This window comes from Cellulomonas edaphi (assembly GCF_030362815.1).
GTDB lineage: Bacteria > Actinomycetota > Actinomycetes > Actinomycetales > Cellulomonadaceae > Cellulomonas > Cellulomonas edaphi.
On sequence record NZ_JAUCGR010000001.1, the window covers coordinates 372,611 to 391,018 of the forward strand.

Below are 18,408 nucleotides of genomic sequence, written 5' to 3' on the forward strand. Positions count from 1 at the left end.
AAGCAATCCTCGAGGACAGGCGTGGGAGGAGCCACCGGACTCGGCGACTCCTCCCACGCCTCGTGCGTCAGGACGCCGGCCAGGCCTTCTCGATGTTGTCGAGAGTGGTCTGGTCAGCCTGGTCCTCGCCGATCCACGCCGTCATCTGCTTCCAGAACGCGTCGGCACCCACGGCGCCGGGCATCTGGTCGGAGCCGTCGAACCGGAACGTGTAGCTCGGGTCGGTCAGCAGCTTGAACGAGAGCTGGTCGATCGGGCTCTTCAGCAGGGAGGAGTCGAAGCCGCTGTTCGCCGAGAACCAGCCCTGCCCGGTGACCTTGGCCTTCTCGTTGGCCCACTGCGGGCTGGCGAGGAAGGTGCGGAACGCCGCGACCTCGGGACGGTCGGAGAAGCCGGTCACGAACTCGCCGCCACCCAGCAGGGGCTTGTCCGACTCGCTCTTGCCCGGGAGGTAGAAGGCGTACACGCCGTTGTCCGTGGGCGCCTCCTGGACCTTGACGTCCTCGTCCCAGTTGGCCTGGTAGAAGTTCGCCGCGCGGTGCAGGAAGCACGCGCCGTCGAGGATCGGGTTGCCCGCCTCGTTCCACGGCGTCGTCGCGATCGACGCGACCTCGCCGAGGCCGCCGTTGACGTCGGCCGGGTTCTTCAGGATGCTCCCGACGGCCTGCAGCGCCGTGAGGATCTGCGGGTCGTTGAACGGGATCTCGTGGTTGACCCACTGGTCGTAGACGTCGGGGCCCGCGGTGCGCAGCACCACGTCCTCGAGCCAGTCGGTGGCCGGCCAGCCCGTCGCGTCACCGGACTCGATGCCCGCGCACCACGGCTTGGCGTCCGGGTGGTCCGCGGCGATCTTGGCGGTCAGCGTCGTCAGGTCGTCCCACGTCTTGGGGACCGTGTAGCCGTTGTCCTCGAACGCCTGCGGCGAGTACCAGACGAACGACTTCACGTTGGCACCGAGCGGGGTGGCGTACAGCTTGCCGTCCACCGAGCCGTAGTTGACCCATTCCTCGCTGTAGTACTTCTTCGCGTTGTCGACCGTCTCCTGGGGAGCCGGCACGACGACGTTCGGGTAGTCCGCGACCATCGACTTCAGGAAGCCGGGCTGCGGGACGTAGGCGATGTCCGGCGGGTTGCCCGCCTTGAGCCGCACCGGCAGCTGGGCCTCGAACTCGCGCGAGCCCTCGTACTTGATGGTCGCGCCCGTGCACTCCTCGAACGGCTTGTACGAGTCCGTCTGCTGCTTGGCCTCCGGCTCGACGATCGAGGTGTAGACCGAGATCGACTTGCCCTTGAGGTCGCCGTACTGGGTGTAGTCGGCGCAGTCGGCCGAGGCAGCGGGCGAGTCGCCGTCGGACGAGTTGTCGTCGCCGTCGCTCGAGCATCCGACAAGGGTCAGCGCGAGCGCGGCCCCCGTCGTCGCGACCACGAGGCCGCGCGTACGCACACTTCTCATCGTGCACTCCACATCGTTGGGGTGGCAGGCGATTGGTACCGCTCTGGGCGGAACCCGTGCACCCGATGTAAGCGCTTACGGCGTCGAATCACAACCGTAGCCGCGTAACGATTGGGTCACCGAACTGGGACCGCCCCCGTGGTCCGCCGGATCACCAGGCGCGTCGGGAACGTCGTGACCTGCGGAACCACGCCCCCCGCCACGAGGTCGAGCAGCATGGTCGCCGCGCGCACGCCCTGCTCCGCGGCGTCCTGCGCCACCGTCGTCAGGCCGATCAGGTCGCCCAGGTCGTGCCCGTCGATGCCGATCACCGAGACGTCCTGCGGCACCCGCAGCCCGAGGTCCGCGGCGGCGAGCACCACGCCCATCGCCATCTCGTCGGACGCGGCGAACACCGCCGTGATGTCCGGGTGCTGCGTCAGCAGGCGGGTCGCCGTCTCGCGGGCGCCGGGGACGTCGAAGTAGCCGTGCACCTCGAGCTCGTCGGGCACCGGCAGGCCGGCCTCGGTCATCGCGCTCCGCCAGCCCACCAGCCGCTCCTCGGCCGGCGACCAGGGCAGCACGTCGCCCGGGTCGCCCGTGACGTGCGCGATCCGCCGGTGGCCCAGCTCGATGAGGTGCTCGGTGGCGGTGCGCGCCGCCAGGCGGTCGTCCAGCCGCACCAGGATCTGCCCGGGCGGTCCGGAGCCGACGAAGACGATGGGCACGTCGAGCCCGGACAGGTCGGCGACCTCGTCGGCGGCCAGCGGAAGCCCGACGACGAGGATGCCGTCGACCCGCCGCCGCAGCACCACCGGGTCGACCCGCCGGCGCGGCCCCCCGCGGAACAGCTCGAACGTGTGCAGGAGCGCGTCGAAGTCGGACGCCCGCAGCGCGCGCTCGGCACCCTCGATCACGTTGGCGAAGAACCAGTGGCTGATCCACGGCGACAGCACGCCGATGGTGCGGGTGCGGCCGGACGCGAGAGACGCCGCCGATGGCGACGCCGAGTAGCCGAGCCGCGACGCCACCTCGCGGACGTGGTCGCGCGTGGCGGGCGCGACGTTGGGCAGCCCGCGCAGGGCGCGCGAGACCGTCGCGGTGGAGACCCCCGCTACCCGAGCCACGTCCTCGATGCCGTGTGCCACGGCAGCAGGCTCTCACGCCGGGGTCCGCAGGTGGCCCACGTCGGGTCGGAACCGTCCCTGAGGGCGCGTGCGCGAGGCGCGAGCCTCAGAGGGTGATCCACCCCGCCGCGAGCGCGACGAGCGCGACCACCGCCGCGACCACGGACAGGATGCACAGCGCCAGCTCGCCGCGCGTGAACACCCGCAGCCCCTGCTCGCGGCGGGCCCGGACGAACAGCACCGTCGCGGGCGCATAGAGCATCGAGGAGACCAGGACGTACTGCGGTCCCGCCGCCACGAGCAGGAACACCGTGTAGCACGTGGCCAGCAGCGCCACGAGGCGCCCCGTGCGCAAGGCCCACGCGAGCTTCAGGGCGAACCCCGCCGCGAGCACGTAGGGGATCAGCACCAGCGAGCTGGTCATGCTGAGGGCGAAGGTGAAGGCGTCCTGCGACAGGAGGGTCAGCACCAGCACCAGCTGCGACAGCGCCGTGGTCAGCGTGAGCGCGTTCACGGGCACGTCGTTCGCGGTCGTGCGGCTCAGGAAGCGTGGCATGTCGTCGTCCTTGGCCGCCACGAGCATCACCTCGGCCGCCACGAGCGTCCAGGCCAGGTAGGCACCGAGCACGGACACGACGAGCCCGACGCTGATGAACGCGCTGCCCCAGCCGTTGGTCGCCGCCTCCAGCACCCCGGCCATCGACGGCTCGCGCAGCGCCGCGATGTCAGCCATCGGCAGGATGCCGTAGGAGACGATCGTGACCGAGGCGAACACCGCGAAGACGCTGAGGAACCCGAGGATCGTCGCCCGGCCCACGTCTCGCCGGCTGCGCGCGTGCCGCGAGTAGACGCTGGCGGTCTCCACGCCCAGGAACACGAAGATCGTCGCGAGCAGCGTGCCCCGCACCTGCTCGAACAACGACCCCGCGTAGGGGTCGCCGCGCAGGTTGTCCACGAACACCGCCGGGTCGAAGGCGAAGGCCGCGATCAGCACGAACACGACGATCGGCACGCTCTTGGCCACGGTCACGACGCGGTTGACGGCCGCGACCTCGCGAACCCCGCGCCGGATGACCGCGTACGTCCCCCACAACCCGGCACTCGCGAGCGCGACCGCCAGCACGGTGTCGCCCTCGCCGAGCGCCGGGACGGCGGCGCCGATCGTCGACATGATCAGCACCCAGTACGTCACGTTGCCCACGCAGGCGCTGGCCCAGTACCCGAAGGCCGAGAAGAACCCGGGATAGCGCCCGAAGCCGGCCCGCGCGTAGGCGTAGATGCCGGCGTCCAGCTCGGGGCGCACGACGGCCAGCCGCTGGAAGCACAGCGCGAGCATGAACATGCCGGTCCCGGCCGCCGCCCAGCCGACGAGCGCCCCGAGCACCCCCGTCTCGGCCGCGAACTGCGCCGGCAGGGAGAACACGCCGGCGCCCACCATCGAGCCGACCACGACCGCGGTCAGGCTGGCGACCCCCAGCGTCGCCGGCCTGACCGCGTCGTGCACCGTCGCCATCGCCGCCTGCCCTGGTCGCCGTCCCCGTGCCGCGAGGCTATCGAGTGCGGCGGTGCGGGGCGACGCCGGGGTCCGAGCGCTTACGGCAGCAGGTGACCCGCCGCCCGGAACAGCTCGTACCACTCCTGCCGGGTGAGCGGCAGCTCCGAGCCCTGCGCCGCACCCGTCACGCGGTCGGGGGTCGTCGTGCCGAGCACCACCTGCATGTTCGCCGGGTGCCGCGTGATCCACGCGGTGGCGATCGCGATGGGCGGTACGTCGTACGCCGCCGCGAGGCGGTCGATCACCGCGTTGAGCTCCGCGTACTCCGGTGCACCGAGGAACACCCCGGTGAAGAAGCCCGCCTGGAACGGCGACCACGCCTGGATCGTGATGTCGTGCAGCCGGCAGTACTCCACGATCCCGCCGCCGTCGCGCACGACCGCCTGGTCCTCGGCGAGCATGTTGACGGCCACGCCCTGCGCCAGGATCGGCGCGTGCGTGATGGAGAGCTGCAGCTGGTTCGCCACGATCGGCTGGCGCACGTGCTTGCGCAGCAGGTCGATCTGCGCGGGCGTCTGGTTGGAGACCCCGAACGCCCGCACCTTGCCGGCCGACTCGAGCTCGTCGAACGCCCGCGCCACCTCCTCCGGCTCGACCAGGATGTCCGGCCGGTGCAGCAGCAGGATGTCGATGTAGTCCGTCTGCAACGCCTCGAGCGAGCCGTTGACCGAGGCGATGATGTGCTCGTAGGAGAAGTCGAACATGCCGGCCGCCGGCACGATCCCGCACTTCGTCTGGATGGTCGTCGCCGCGCGCTCCGACGACGAGAGCTGCATGGCCTCGGCGTACCGCCGCTCGCACGCGTGCAGCGACGGGCCGTAGATGTCGGCGTGATCGACGAAGTCGATGCCGGCGTCGCGCCCCGCGCGCACCAGCTCTCGCACCTCGTCGTCGGACTTCTCCGCGATGCGCATGAGCCCGAGGACGACGTTGGGCGCGACGATGTCGGTCCCTGGCAAGGTGAACGTCTTCATGCTGACCTCTCGAGAGGGGCCGTCAGGCCCGGGGGAGACGGAGCGTCACGATCTGGAACGGCCGCAGGGCCAGGGTGACCCCTGCGTCGGAGACGTCGGCCTCCGGCACCTCGACGGCCCGTTCCAGCAGGTCGACCGTGCGAGCGCCGGCCACCGCGAACGTGGGAACCACGGTGCCACGGGCCAACCCGCCCAGCGACTCGTACAGGCGCACGATGACGTCGCCGCTGCGGTCCTCCGCCAGCTTGACGGACTCGACGACGATCGCCGGGTTCGACACGGTGACCAGCGGCTCCACGGCACGGGCGCCCCGGACCACCCGCGCGGGCAGGTTGGTGCGGTAGCCGTCCTCGATGGCGGCCGCGATGTTCGCCCCGGGGTGCAGCACGGTGGTCAGGCGGTGACGGCCCTGGTCGGCCTCGGGGTCGGGGAAGATCGGCGCGCGCAGCAGCGACAGGCGGACCACGGTCCCCTTGGCGCCCGGGGTGCGCGTCACGTCGTGCCCGTAGGTGGAGTCGTTCGCCACGGCCACGCCGTACCCGGCCTCGCCCACGTGCACCCAGCGGTGCGCGCAGGTCTCGAACCGCGCGGCGTCCCACGACGTGTTGGCGTGCGTGGGCCGGAACACGTGACCGAACTGCGTCTCGGCGGCCGACCGGTCGGCCTGCACGGCGAGCGGGAACGCGAGCTTGAGCAGCTTCTGCCGCTCGTGCCAGTCCACGTCCGTCACGATCTCGATCGCCGCCGACCCCCGTCGGAAGGTGATCTCCTGCACGAGTCGCGACTCCCCGAAGTCGCGCGTCGTGCGCACGACGACCGCGTCGGCGGACTCCTCGACGACCTCGCGGGAGTCGGCTCCCAGCAGGTCGGTGGCGACCCGCCGGTACTCCTTGTCGATGTCCCAGGCGTCCCACTTGGCCGGCAGGTCGCGGTGCAGCTGCAGCAGGTTGGCCAGCGCTCCCGCCGGGATGACCTCGCGGTCGGCGACCAGGTCCCGCAGCGAGTCGATCTGCCCACCCGCCGTGAGGTGCACGTCGATCAGGCCGTTCTGCACCCGGACCGTGCCGTCGGGCTCGCGGACCAGGCGCACGGGGTCGCCCTCGGCGGGCTGCGGCTCGGCGGCTGCGAGCGGCGCGACCCCCTGGCGCACGTGCGGCGCCGCGTTGAGCAGGAACGGCGTGTCACCGCTGCCCAGGGCGCTGCTCGCCGCTGCGTCGATGAGTGCGTCCAGCTCGGCGGCCGCCTTGGCGTACGTCTCCTCGGCCTGGCGGTGGACCCAGCCGATCGAGCTGCCGGGCAGGATGTCGTGGAACTGGTGCAGCAGCGCGGTGTGCCAGAGCGTCTCGAGCTCGTCGTACGGATAGTCGGTGTCGTTCTGTACAGCGGCCGTCGCCGCCCACAGCTCGGCCTCGCGCAGCAGGTGCTCCGTGCGGCGGTTGCCCTGCTTGGTGCGGGCCTGCGACGTGTACGTGCCGCGGTGGAACTCGAGGTACATCTCCCCGGTCCACACGGGCGGGTGCTCGAACTGCTGCTCGGTGCGCTCGAAGAACGCGTTGGGGCTGCCCAGCTCCACCCGGGGCGCGCCCTCCAGGTTCTCGAACCGGTGGGCGGACGCGACCATCTCGCGCGTCGGCCCGCCACCTCCGTCGCCCCACCCGTAGGGGGCGATCGACGAGCCCGCGACACCCTTCTCCTCGAAGTTGGCCTCCGTGTGCAGGAGCTCCTTCGCCGAGAGGTCGGAGTTGTACGTGTCCACGGGCGGGAAGTGCGTGAGCACGCTCGACCCGTCGATGCCCTCCCACGTGAACGTGTGGTGCGGCATGCGGTCGGTGTCGTTCCAGGACAGCTTCTGGGACAGGAACCAGCGGGACCCCGCCGACCTGACGATCTGCGGGAGGGCGCCCGAGTAGCCGAACGAGTCGGGCAGCCACACGTCCTGGGTGTCCACCCCGAACTCCTCGAGGAAGAACCGCTTGCCCGCGACCATCTGCCGCGCCATCGCCTCGCCGCCGGGCATGTTGGTGTCGGACTCGACCCACATGCCGCCGACGGGCACGAACTGTCCGGCGGCCACCTTCTTGCGGATGCGGTCGAACAGGTCCGGGTAGAACTGCTTCATCCAGGAGTACTGCTGAGCGGACGAGCACGCGAACACGAAGTCGGGGTCCTCGTCCATGAGGGCCAGCACGTTGGAGAACGTGCGGGCGCACTTGCGCACCGTCTCGCGCAGCGGCCACAGCCAGGCCGAGTCGATGTGGGCGTGGCCCACCGCCACGACCTGGTGGGCGCTCGCGGCGGCCGGCGCGTCGAGCAGAGGGCGCAGCAGCTCCCGGGCCGCCTCGGCGCTTCCCGCGACGTCCTCGGGGTCCACCTCGTCGACCACGCGGTCCAGCCCGTGGCGCAGCTGCGCCCGCCGGGTCGAGGTGGCGGGGAGCGCCTTCATCAGGCCCACCAACGCGGTCAGGTCCTGCCACAGCTCCCACACCGCGACGTCCCGCAGCGCGACGTCCACGCACCGCAGCTCGTACTGGGGCTCGGTGCCGGCGGTCGCGAGCTCCCCGTACGGCGTGGGGACGAAGCCGAAGTTGCTGGCGATGTTCGGGTTGCCCGCGGCTTCGACCAGCACGTCGATCGACGTCCCGTCGGACCACGGCACCGCCTGGTTGAACGGCGAGACACCCTTGATGGTCGTCCCGTCGGTGCGCCATACCAGGCCCTCCGCCTGGAACCCCGGGTTGTCCTTGTTGAACCCGAGGTCGATCACCAGCTCGACCGCCGTGCCCGCGACGGGCCAGCCGTCGGGAACCTCGCCCGTCACCCGGAACCACGTCGTGCTCCACGGCGCACCCCAGGCCAGCCCGACCTCGACGGGCCGGTACTCCTGCTCCAGGGCCTGCGCGAACGGGACCGGTTCGCCGGGCGCGTCCCACGCGGTCAGGCGCAGCGGCAGACGCTCGCGGTAGACGGCCGGGACGATCCGCTCGCGGACGAAGCGGTCGATCCGCTCCTCGGTGAGCAAGGGGTTGCCGTGCATCGTGCTCCTCTTCTCTGAGGTGGTGGTGGGGGCCTAGCCCTTGACGGCGCCGGCCATGGCGAACGAGCCGCCCGACAGCTTCTGCACCAGCAGGTACAGGACGAGGACAGGAGTGGCGTAGAGGATGGAGAAGGCGGCGAGCTTGCCGTACGCGACGGAGCCGTAGGTGCCGAAGAAGTTGAAGATGGCGACCGCGGCCGGCTGGTGCTCCGGGCTGTACAGGAGCACGAAGGGCACGAAGAAGTTCCCCCAGGCCATGGTGAACACGAAGATGAAGACCACGGCGATGCCCGGGCGCATGAGCGGCAGCACGATGCGCACCAGGGCGCGCATGGCGCTCGCGCCGTCCACCCAGGCCGCCTCCTCGAGGGAGATCGGCACCGAGTCCATGAAGTTCTTGGTCATCCAGATGGCCATGGGCAGCGACGTCGCCGCCATGAAGAAGATGGTTCCGGGCACCGAGTCCAGCAGGTTGAGGTACACGAACAGCGAGTAGACCGGGACCATCATCGCCGTGATCGGCAGGCAGGTGGCGAACAGGATCCCGTACAGGAACGAGCGCCGAAAGCGCATCTGGTAGCGCGACAGCGGGTAGGCCGCGAGCACGGAGACGGCCACGGTGATGACGGCCGTGCCGAGCGAGATGACCGTCGAGTTCCACAGCGGGCGTAGCGTCTGGTCGACGGTGAACACCGAGCTGAAGTTGTCGAACGTCGCGTCCTCAGGGATCTTGATGCCCACGGTCGCGGCCGGGTCGAACGCCGACAGCAGGATCCAGGCGAGCGGCACCAGGAAGGCGACGCCGATCAGCACCAGAGCCGCCGTCGAGATCCACCGCGACGGCGCGCGGCGGGGCGAGGCCAGTGCCGCACGCTGCCGGCGCGTGGGCGCCACCACCGCCTCCGCGGCGGGTGTCACGTTCTTGACGAGGGACATCAGTCCACCTCCGGCTTCAGCGCCTTGATGTAGACGATGGAGAAGATCGCTCCGACCGCCAGGGTGACGGTCGCGATCGCGGTGCCGTAGCCCACCTGCGAGAACTTGAAGGCCTCCTGGTAGGCCAGCACGGGCAGCGTCGAGCTGTTGGTCCCGGGTCCGCCGCCCGTCATGACCCAGATGAGCGTGAAGACCCCGAGGGTCTGCAGCGTGGTGAGCATGAGGTTGGTGGAGATGGACCGACGGATCATCGGCAGCGTGATGCGGAAGAACCGCTGCACGGGCCCGGCTCCGTCGATCTCTGCCGCCTCGGAGATCTCGGGCGGCACCTCCGCGAGCGCGGCGTTGTAGACGAGCATCGAGAAGGCGGTGCCGCGCCAGATGTTCGCGACGATCACGGCGAACATCGGGAAGGAGATGAGCCAGGTGGTCTCGTCGATCCCGAACCAGCCGAGCACCGCGTTCAGGGTGCCGTCGGTCGAGAAGAACGCGTACAGCGCGAACGCCGCGACGATCTCCGGCAGCACCCACGCGGTGACCACCAGTCCCCCGACCACGGCCCGCAACGGCTTGGCCGCCGAGCGGGAGACCAGGGCCAGGAGCATCCCGAGCACGTTCTGCCCGATCACGGCGGACGCGCCGACGAACAGCACGGTCAGCCACACGGACTTCCAGAAGTCCGGGCTGGCGAACAGCTCGGTGTAGTTGTCGAACCCGATGAAGTCCGGGTTGGCCGCCTTGTACCCGGTGAGGGCCGTGTTGGTCAGCGACCCGTACAGCGAGTAGCCGATCGGGCCGGCCAGGAACACGATCAGGAGCGCCACGGCCGGCACGAGGGGAAGCACCTTGCGGCCGAACCCCCGCCTGGCCCGCGGCCGGGTGGTGGTCCCCCGGCCGCGGCCCGCGCGCGGCTTCAGCGCGACATCGACCACGGGCTCAGCCCGTCGTGGTCTTGTCGTCGCCGACGATGCCCTTGACCGCGGTGTCGTACGCCTTGGCGGCGTCCTCCGGCGACTGCTGGCCCGTGGCCATCGCCTCGGCGGCCACCTGGATGTTCGACGAGATCTGCGAGTAGTCCGGGGTCGCCGGGCGGAAGTGGGTCACGTCGACCAGCGAGGAGAAGAACTCGAACGACGGGTTGTACGCCGTGTAGGCCGGGTCCTCCGCCACGTCCTTGCGCACCGCGATCTGGCTGTTCTCGGTGTCGTACTTGAACGTGTTCTCCTTGTTGAGCGCGGTCGTGATGAAGTCGAACGCCGCCTGCGGGTTCTTGGCGTGCGACCCGACCGCGAGCGTCCAGCCGCCCGACATCGACGTGGCCCCCGGTGCGTCGCCGTTCTGCGTGGGCATCTTGGCGAAGCCCATCGTCTTGTCCCACTCGGGCCACGCGTTCTCGCCGGAGATCCAGCCGCCCGGCAGCCACGACCCGTCGAGCGCGATCGCGAGCTTGCCCTGCGGGAGAAGCTCCGTGCTGACGCGGCTGCCGATGGAGGCGTCGAGCGCCTGGTCGAGCGGCGGCGCGAGCTTGTCCTTGTAGATGGTCTCGAGGAAGCCGAGCGAGTCCTTGAACCCCTGCGAGCCCACCACCCACTTGCTCTGGTCCGTGTCGTACAGCGTGTCGGCCGTGCCGTACAGGAGCATCTCGAAGCCCTGCATGGTGGTGGCCTCGCCGGCCGCCTTGCCCGCGTAGACGTTCAGCGGGGTGACGTCCGGCACCTTCTCCTTGACCGCCCGCGCGGCCGCGAGGACGTCGTCCCAGCTCTTCGGCTGCCAGTCGGCGGGGAGGCCGGCCTTCGCGAAGATGTCCTTGTTGTAGAACAGCGCGCGGGTGTCCGTGCCCATCGAGACGCCGTAGGTCTTGCCGTCGTCGCCGAGGCCGGCCTGCTTGGCGTTCTCGTAGAACTGGCCCCAGTCCTCCCACTTGCCCAGGTACTCGTCGATCGGGAGCAGGTAGCCCGCCGCCGCGTCGGAGCGGATCTGGAACGTGTCCTCGTAGATGACGTCCGGGGCGGTCTTGTCGGAGCCGTTCATCAGCGCGAGCTTGGTGAAGTACTGGTCCTGCTCGGCCTCGATGGGCTGCAGGTCGATGGTGATGCCCTTGTGGGCGGCCTCGAACTCGGTCTTGGCCTTCTGCAGCATGTCGTCGAGCTGGTGGAACGCGGTCGTCTTCTGGTACGCGACCTTGACCGTCGTCGCACCGCCACTCGCGTCGTCACCGCTCGAGCTGCCGTCGTCACTACAGCCGGCGAGGGCGGTCAACGCCACCACGCCGAGGATGCCTAGTGCGGGCTTGCCACGCATGGATGCTCCTTTGCTCCAGTGCTGCAACGCGTGCCGGGCCTCGTCGCCGCACGCCGTTCCCGCATATTAACGCGATTGGACTTATTAATGTCAACGATGTCGGATCACAGGGAGGTAACGATCATCCGGGACGAATCAGGCGTCGAGCATGAGGTCCGACGGACGCGGCGTGAACGCCTGTCCCAGCACCAGGCAGCCCGCCCCGACGGCCCCAACCTGCGGGCCTAGCGGTGACGTGAGCACGGCGATGGAGTGCGCGCCTCCGGGCACCTGGTGCGCGGCGACGTGCTTCTCGAGCGCGGGCATCGCGTGCGGCTCCATGCGCGACCAGAGCGGGCCGCCCACGATCACGGTGTCGAGGTCGCACAGGTCGGTGATGACCACCGCGGCCATGCCCAGCCGCCGGCCCGCCACCTCGAGCACGCTCACGGCCCGCGTGTCGCCCGCGTCGGCGGCCGCGCAGAGCGCGCTGAAGGCGGTGTCGATCTCGCGCGGGTCGGACAGGCTCCCCGGGTGGGAGATCACGCCGGCCTCGACCCCCTGGTTCACCAGGGTCTCTGCCCGGAGCACCGCGCCCAGGCAGCCCCGCTTGCCGCACTCGCACGTCTCACCGCCGGGGTCGACGACGAAGTGGCCCGCCTCTCCGGCGTTGCCCGAGGATCCGCGCACCACGTCGTCGCGGATCACCAGCGACATGGCCACGCCCGTGCCCAGGTAGAAGAACATGAAGTCCGTGGACCGGTGCACGCCCGGGTTCCACAGGTGCGCGGAGGCGGCCGCGATCGTGTCCTTGTCCAGGATCACCGGCAGGCCGGTCCCCTCGGCGACCGCGTCGCGCAGCGGCACCCCGTGCCATCCCGGCAGGTGCGGCGGGTCCATGACCACGCCCTGCTCGACGTCGATCGGCCCCGGTGTCGCGATGCCGACGCCGAGGATGAGCGTGCGGTCGATGCCGCTCGAGTCGACGAGCTCCTCGATCGCGCGGACCAGGCCGGCGACGACGCGCTCCGGCTGGTCGGGCACGGGCGTGGGCTCCTGGAGCTGGGCCACCGGATTCCCGGCGAGGTCGAGCACGACGAACGTCATCACCGCCGGGTCGAGGTGCACGCCGATCGCGTACCGACCGCGCGCGTCGAGGTGGAGCAGCGTGCCCGGACGCCCCGGCCCCGGCCGGGAGGTCTCGCCCTCCTCGCGCACGAGGCCCTGCTCGAGGAGCCGCCGCGTCGCGTTGGTCACCGTCTGCGCGGACAGGCCGGTGCGCCGCGCCAGCTGTGCGCGTGACAGCCCTGCGTCGGCCCGCCGGACCACGTCCAGGATCACGGTCTGGTTGAACCCGGCCATGCGCGGCAGGTTGGTGCCTCGGCGCATCGCACTCCCTGAGAGTCGTCGGGCGGCGCACGCCCCGCATCACCGGCCGCGTCGCACCGACGCGACAACCGGCTGAGCGTGGACATCATCGCCTTGTCCGTGTGCCTGGCGCCAGCCCGGCCCAGTCGGGTGGCGGCACTTCATCAAGATAATGGATGAATTGTCCGGGTCGAGCGAGCGCGCCGGGTGATCGGCGGCAGCACGGCCCCGCTCCGGCCGCTCGGGCAGCCCGTGCCGCGCAGGTCGGGACGTGGCCGCGGTCACAGGCGGCCCGCTTTCGACCGATTTGTCCGTCGATCTCCACATCTCCCTCACCTGAGCGCCCGTGATCGGATCGTGACCTTCACATCGGCTGGGCTAGCGTCGTCTGCGGCTCGTGGGGCTCCACCCGACGAGCTTCCGGGACGGACGCCGAGCGCTGCCGCCGCCCCGGATCCCCATACCCCCGGCAGCGACGGGCGACCCACTCTTGACGTGCGGCTCTCCCGCACTTGGGGCGCATCACGACGGGGCCTCGCCCCGCGCCGGCCGCACACTCGCGCCGGAGCGTCCGACAGCTCAGCTCGTAGGCGTTCGAGGTCACCCATGACGACCACTACCCCTGGTCACGTCCTGTCCGTCCCCTCCACCCCCGCACGTCCCCGGCGGATCTCCCGCCGTCTCGCGGTGCTCGCCGGCGGTCTGGCCCTCGTGGTCGCGGCGCCGCTCGCGACGAGCACGGGCGCCTCGGCGGCCACGGCGAGCTCGCAGGTTGCTCCTGCGACGACGTCGACGCCCGCACCCGTGGCGAAGAAGCACTCGACCACCACCATCAAGCTCTCCAAGCACACGCAGACGCGCGGCAAGAAGGCGGCCCGCGTGCGCGCCACGGTGCACGTCGGCTCCTCGCCCGCCCGGGGCAAAGTCGTCGTGCGCATCAGCGGCAAGAACTGGAAGACGCTCACGCTGCACCACGGCACGGCCGCGGTGCGCCTGCCCAAGAAGATCTCGGCCGGCAAGCACCGCATCACGACGGTCTACCGCGGCACCACCACGGTGAAGCGCTCGGCCGACACGACCGTGCTCCGGGTCAAGAGGGGCACGCCCAAGGTGGTGTCCGTCGCGAAGCGTTACGTGGGCACCCCGTACCGCAGCGGCGCGTCCGGCCCCCGCGCCTTCGACTGCTCCGGCTTCACCAAGTACGTCTACCAGAAGGCCGGCGTGAAGAACCTGCCGCGCACCTCCTCCGCCCAGCACCACGTGGGCAAGAAGGTCTCGCGCAAGAGCGCCAAGCCCGGCGACCTCATCTGGACGCCCGGGCACGTCGCGATCTACCTGGGTGGCAACAAGCAGATCGATGCACCGCGACCGGGCAAGACGATCCAGGTCCGCTCGATCTGGCAGAGCAGCCCCACCTTCATCCGGGTGAACAAGGCCGCGATCTCCGTCTGATCGACGATCCCCCCGTCCGGTCCGGTCCCCGACCGGGCGCAACGGACGCACGACCCCGCCGTCCCCTCCCGCTCCGGCGGGCGGGAGGACGGCGGGGTCGTCTGCATCTGTCATGGCGTTTCGATCATCACGTGCTTTCGTTCGAAAGTCTGCGGTGTATGTTTGCTCCATGGACAGCAGCACACGGCAGCAGCGCATCGTCGACCGGCTCCGGGTGGCAGAGCGGGTCGACGTGGCCGACCTGGCGCTCGCGCTCCAGACCTCCGAGGTCACCGTGCGCCGCGACCTCGACGCGCTCGCCGCGGCCGGTGCCCTGCGGCGGGTGCACGGCGGCGCGGTCAGCCTGCTGCTGCGCGGTGAGGAGCTGCCGTTCGCGCTCCGGTCGGTGGAGTCGACGGCCGCCAAGGACGCCATGGCGCAGGTGGTCGCGGGACTGCTGCGCGACGGTGAGGCCGTCGTGGTGGACAGCGGCACGAGCGGCCTCGCGGTCGCCCGCGCGCTCGTCGGCCGGCGCCTGACCGTCGTCCCGCTCTCCTTGCCCGCGGCGCACGTCCTGTCCAGCAGCGCGGCGACCACGCTCAAGGTGCCCGGCGGGACCTCCCGGTTCGGCGAGGGCTCGCTCGTGGGTCCCATGACCGAGGCGTCCCTGCGCTCTTTGCGCGTCGACACGGCCGTCATCACGTGCTGCGGGATGTCCGTCGACGACGGCGTGACCGCGTACGACGACGTCGAGGCGGCGGTCAAGCGTGCGGCGATGGCCTGCGCGCGGCGGACCATCCTCGTGGGGGAAGCGGCGAAGTTCGGTCGCACGGCCCTGTCGGTGGTGTGCTCGATGACGGACTTCGACGTGCTGGTCACCGACTCCGACGCGCCCGCCGGACCGATCGCGCAGCTCCGGCACGCAGGCGTGGAGGTGCTCGGTGCCTGAGTCGACTCCTGACGTCGCCCTGCGCCGCGCGCGGGTGGCCGTGGCGGGCCTGTTCTTCACCAACGGCGCGATCTTCGCCAACCTCTTCCCCGAGTACCCGGCCATCAAGGCCGAGCTGGGCCTGAGCAACGCCCAGTACGGGGCGGCGATCGCCGCGTTCCCGGTGGGCGCCCTGCTGGCCGGCCTCGCGGCGGGGGTGCTGGTGCGTCGGTTCCGCTCCTCGCGCGTGGCCGTCGCGGGCACCATCGTGACCGGCGCGGGGATCCTGCTGGCCGGCGTGTCGACCACCTGGGCGATGCTGGCGACAGGGCTGCTCGTGGCGGGCGCCATGGACGCGATCACCGACGTGGCCCAGAACGCGCACGGGCTGCGCGTCCAGCGTCGGTACGGCCGCTCGATCCTCAACTCGTTCCACGCCGTGTGGAGCATCGGGGCGGTGAGCGGCGGCCTGATGGGGGCGCTCGCCGTCTCGCTCGGCATGTCGCGCGCCGCCCACCTCGCGGTCTCGGGCCTCCTGTTCTCGCTCATGGCCCTGGGCTGCTACCGCTTCCTGCTGCCCGGGCCGGAGGACGCGGAGCGTGAGGAGGACGGTGCGTCCACCGCGGCCCGCCCCCCGATGAGCAGGCTGGCTCTCGTCGTGACGATGACCGCGCTGGTGGTCATCGCGGCGAGCGGCAGCATCGTCGAGGACTCCGGCAGCACGTGGGCCGCGGTGTACCTGTCGACGTCGCTCGACGCACCGCTCTCGGTGGCGGCGTTCGGGTTCGTCGCACTGATCGGCGCACAGTTCGTGGGGCGGCTGCTCGGGGATCGCCTGGTCGACCGGTTCGGGCAGCGGGCGATGGCCCGCACCGGAGGCGCGCTCACCGCAGTCGGCATGGGGCTCGCGCTCGCGGTCCCCTCCGTGCCGGGCACGATCGTGGGATTCGCCGCGGCGGGTTTCGGCATCGCCACCCTGGTGCCCGCGGCCATGCACGGCGCCGACAGCCTGCCCGGGCTGCGCCCCGGGACCGGGCTGGCCGTGCTGAGCTGGCTCATGCGGCTCGGCTTCCTGCTCTCGCCGCCGATCGTCGGGCTGATCGCCGACGCGACCTCGCTGCGGGCGGGACTGCTCGTGGTGCCCGTCGCGGGCGTGCTCGTCGTGATCGCCTCCCAGGTGCTCGACACCACCCGCCGCACGTCGGTCCGCGAACCGGTCGAGGTCGCCTGACCCGGTCGCCCGCCACTCGGTACCCCGACCCTGTGGTTGTCCACGGTTCGCGCGCCGGGAGCGTGGACAACAACCACCGGGTCGTCGGGCGGTCGTCGGGCGGTCGTCGGATGGGGCGGGTCAGGCGCCCTCGGCGAGCCAGGACTCGAACGGCTCGAACGCGGTGGGGCGGCCCAGGAAGCGCTCGACCAGGTCCGCGGCGTCGGCGGACCCACCGGGCGCGAGGATCGCGTCGCGGTAGCGGCGGCCCACCACCGGGTTCATGAGGTCGTCGCCGAACGCCGACCGCAGGTCCTTCGCGATGACCAGGCTCCAGAGGTAGGTGTAGTACGCCGAGCCGTAGCCCTCGAGGTGCCCGAACCCGGCGTACTGGTGCGTGCCGGGGATGGGCGCGTAGGGCCCGAACCGCTCGTCCACCGCCGCGGTGTAGGCGGCCAGGTCGGCCGGCGCATCGGCGTGCAGCCCGTAGGACAGCGCGGTGAAGTTCAGCTGGCGGCGGGTCCAGGCGCCGCGGGCGAACGTGTCGGCGCGCCGCATGCGTGCCACGAGGTCGGCCGGGATGGGCTCGCCCGCCTCGTTCTTCGCGAACGACTGCAGCACGCCGGTGTCCCAGGCCCACTCCTCGAGCAGCTGGCTGGGCGCCTCGACGAAGTCCCACTCGGTGGCCACTCCCGTGAACATCGCCCACGCCTGGTGGCCGCCCAGGATCTCGTGCACCAGGTGCCCGAACTCGTGGAAGAACGTCACCACGTCGTCGTGCTCCATGAGGCCCGTCGGGAAGTTGCACACCAGCACGCCCTCGGGCAGCGCGTGGCCCGCGATGCCCGGAGTCAGCGAGAACTGCGCGGCGTGGTTGAACTTGCCGGCCCGCGGATGCATGTCCAGGTAGATGCGGCCGATCCGCTCGCCGGAGTCCGTCACGTCGTACACCGCGACGTCGTCGTGCCAGGTGGGCGCGTGGACCGGCGCGAACGTCAGGTCGAACAGGGTGCCGATGGTGGCCAGGACGCCGTCGCGCACCGCCGGGTAGCTGAAGTACTGCCGCACCGCCTGGGAGTCCACGTCGTAGTCCTCGCGGCGGATCACCTGGTCGTAGTACAGGTTGTCCGCCGACGTGACGGCCTGCACCGACGGGTCGTCCTGGCGGAACCGCGCCAGCATCTGCTCGACGTCACGGCGGGCCGGCTCGGCGGTCAGACCGTCGAGACGCTCGATGAACTCCGCGATGGCCGCCCCCGTGCCGATCATCTTCGGCTCGGTGTCGTACGTCGGCCAGTCCGCGTAGCCCAGCAGCTGGGCTCGCTGCGCGCGCAGGGCCAGCAGCTCGGCCAGCAGCGGCTCGTTGGCGGGGTACGCGAGCTGCAGGTACTCGCGGGTCAGCGCGAGACGCGCCTCGGCGTCGGTGGCGTACGTGCGGAAGGGGACCATGTCGGGGTACTCGGTGGTGAGCGCGACGAGGCCGTCGTCGCCCGCCGGGTGAGCGGCGACGAAGTCGTCCGGGAGGCCGGCGAGCTGCTCGGGCCGCAGCCGGACCGTGCGGACGCCGTCCCGGATGTTGCGGGAGAACTCGAGGCCGATCTCGGTGCACCGCTGCGCGAGCGCACGCAGCCGCTCGCGCTCCTCGGGCGAGCGGTCGACGCCCGCTCGACGGAAGTCGCGCAGCACGTGCTCGCGCACGCGGGCCGCATCGGCGTCCAGGCCGGCGTCGTCCGTCGCCGCCACCACCTGCCACAGCTCGTGGTCGAGGCCGCGCTCGGTGAGCAGGTCCTCGGCGGCCTGCGCGCTGGCCTCGGCGGCCTCACGGACGGCCGCGTCGGGGTGCACCTCGGCGAACAGGTGGGCGCGGGCGGAGGCGGTCCCGATCGCGATGTCGGTGTCGTTCCACAGCGCGAGCACCTCGGCGGTGCTCCGCGGGCTGCCGTCCTTGAGCCGAGCGATCAGCTCACGACCCGTCTCGAGACCTGCGTCGACGCTCGTGGCGAGGAAGGCGGACCAGGCGGTGGCGTCGACGGGGAAGTCGGTGGGCTGCGGCATGGTCCGACGATAGTGCCGGCCGCCGAGGTCGCCACGGTGTTATCCGGCGATGTTGTCCGGCGGTGCGCGCCGGGCCGC

Annotated in this window: 13 protein-coding genes; 3 read left to right on the plus strand and 10 right to left on the minus strand. The window is 71.2% G+C overall.

The features are described from left to right. Positions 1-67: 67 nt before the first annotated feature. The 9 genes from QRT05_RS01810 to QRT05_RS01850 all read right to left on the minus strand — a co-directional run bounded on the left by QRT05_RS01810 (position 68) and on the right by QRT05_RS01850 (position 12,727). Positions 68-1,453, minus strand: coding sequence for an ABC transporter substrate-binding protein (locus QRT05_RS01810; protein WP_289444672.1), 1,386 nt, complete (start codon positions 1,451-1,453; stop codon positions 68-70). Between the two features lie 116 nt (positions 1,454-1,569). Beyond that, positions 1,570-2,580, minus strand: a complete 1,011-nt coding sequence (locus tag QRT05_RS01815; protein WP_289444674.1) for a LacI family DNA-binding transcriptional regulator — start codon at positions 2,578-2,580, stop codon at positions 1,570-1,572. 85 nt (positions 2,581-2,665) lie between these two features. Continuing rightward, entirely contained in the window at positions 2,666-4,072 is a 1,407-nt protein-coding gene (locus tag QRT05_RS01820) for a basic amino acid/polyamine antiporter (RefSeq protein WP_289444677.1), read from the minus strand. An 80-nt stretch (positions 4,073-4,152) separates the two neighbouring features. Beyond that, a complete protein-coding gene (locus QRT05_RS01825) occupies positions 4,153-5,088 on the minus strand; it encodes an aldo/keto reductase (protein WP_289444679.1) in 936 nt (311 codons plus the stop codon). 22 nt (positions 5,089-5,110) lie between these two features. Beyond that, positions 5,111-8,122, minus strand: a complete 3,012-nt coding sequence (locus QRT05_RS01830) for an alpha-mannosidase (protein ID WP_289444682.1) — start codon at positions 8,120-8,122, stop codon at positions 5,111-5,113. 33 nt (positions 8,123-8,155) lie between these two features. Continuing rightward, positions 8,156-9,058, minus strand: a complete 903-nt coding sequence (locus tag QRT05_RS01835) for a carbohydrate ABC transporter permease (protein ID WP_289444685.1) — start codon at positions 9,056-9,058, stop codon at positions 8,156-8,158. After that, positions 9,058-9,990 (minus strand): carbohydrate ABC transporter permease, encoded by a 933-nt coding sequence (locus QRT05_RS01840; RefSeq protein WP_407650275.1) that lies wholly within the window; start codon positions 9,988-9,990, stop codon positions 9,058-9,060. Before QRT05_RS01840 ends, QRT05_RS01835 begins: the two co-directional genes overlap by 1 nt. Before the next feature lie 4 nt (positions 9,991-9,994). After that, complete coding sequence (locus QRT05_RS01845) at positions 9,995-11,359, minus strand: extracellular solute-binding protein (protein ID WP_289444687.1); 1,365 nt, start codon at positions 11,357-11,359, stop codon at positions 9,995-9,997. Between the two features lie 135 nt (positions 11,360-11,494). Then, entirely contained in the window at positions 11,495-12,727 is a 1,233-nt protein-coding gene (locus tag QRT05_RS01850) for an ROK family transcriptional regulator (protein ID WP_289444689.1), read from the minus strand. 585 nt (positions 12,728-13,312) lie between these two features. Here QRT05_RS01850 and QRT05_RS01855 point away from each other — a divergent pair. From QRT05_RS01855 to QRT05_RS01865, 3 genes are all read left to right on the plus strand, one after another. Beyond that, complete coding sequence (locus QRT05_RS01855) at positions 13,313-14,158, plus strand: C40 family peptidase (RefSeq protein ID WP_289444691.1); 846 nt, start codon at positions 13,313-13,315, stop codon at positions 14,156-14,158. A 169-nt stretch (positions 14,159-14,327) separates the two neighbouring features. Beyond that, the gene (locus tag QRT05_RS01860; RefSeq protein WP_289444694.1) at positions 14,328-15,086 is read left to right on the plus strand and encodes a DeoR/GlpR family DNA-binding transcription regulator; all 759 of its coding nucleotides are present in this window, start codon (positions 14,328-14,330) and stop codon (positions 15,084-15,086) included. Beyond that, positions 15,079-16,296: an MFS transporter gene (locus QRT05_RS01865; RefSeq protein WP_289444697.1), complete on the plus strand. Its 1,218-nt coding sequence runs from the start codon at positions 15,079-15,081 to the stop codon at positions 16,294-16,296. Before QRT05_RS01860 ends, QRT05_RS01865 begins: the two co-directional genes overlap by 8 nt. Before the next feature lie 120 nt (positions 16,297-16,416). On the opposite strand, the gene QRT05_RS01870 is transcribed toward QRT05_RS01865, so the two are convergent. After that, the gene (locus QRT05_RS01870) at positions 16,417-18,330 is read right to left on the minus strand and encodes a M3 family metallopeptidase (RefSeq protein ID WP_289444698.1); all 1,914 of its coding nucleotides are present in this window, start codon (positions 18,328-18,330) and stop codon (positions 16,417-16,419) included. Positions 18,331-18,408 lie beyond the last annotated feature (78 nt).

Excerpts from the sequence above, each read along its gene's own strand:
- QRT05_RS01830 (WP_289444682.1), bottom strand. The coding sequence starts at position 8,122 with ATGCACGGCAACCCCTTGCTCACCGAGGAGCGGATCGACCGCTTCGTC.
- QRT05_RS01845 (WP_289444687.1), bottom strand. The coding sequence starts at position 11,359 with ATGCGTGGCAAGCCCGCACTAGGCATCCTCGGCGTGGTGGCGTTGACC.
- QRT05_RS01825 (WP_289444679.1), bottom strand. The coding sequence starts at position 5,088 with ATGAAGACGTTCACCTTGCCAGGGACCGACATCGTCGCGCCCAACGTC.
- QRT05_RS01855 (WP_289444691.1), top strand. The coding sequence starts at position 13,313 with ATGACGACCACTACCCCTGGTCACGTCCTGTCCGTCCCCTCCACCCCC.
- QRT05_RS01860 (WP_289444694.1), top strand. The coding sequence starts at position 14,328 with ATGGACAGCAGCACACGGCAGCAGCGCATCGTCGACCGGCTCCGGGTG.
- QRT05_RS01835 (WP_289444685.1), bottom strand. The coding sequence starts at position 9,058 with ATGTCCCTCGTCAAGAACGTGACACCCGCCGCGGAGGCGGTGGTGGCG.
- QRT05_RS01870 (WP_289444698.1), bottom strand. The coding sequence starts at position 18,330 with ATGCCGCAGCCCACCGACTTCCCCGTCGACGCCACCGCCTGGTCCGCC.
- QRT05_RS01850 (WP_289444689.1), bottom strand. The coding sequence starts at position 12,727 with ATGCGCCGAGGCACCAACCTGCCGCGCATGGCCGGGTTCAACCAGACC.
- QRT05_RS01820 (WP_289444677.1), bottom strand. The coding sequence starts at position 4,072 with ATGGCGACGGTGCACGACGCGGTCAGGCCGGCGACGCTGGGGGTCGCC.
- QRT05_RS01810 (WP_289444672.1), bottom strand. The coding sequence starts at position 1,453 with ATGAGAAGTGTGCGTACGCGCGGCCTCGTGGTCGCGACGACGGGGGCC.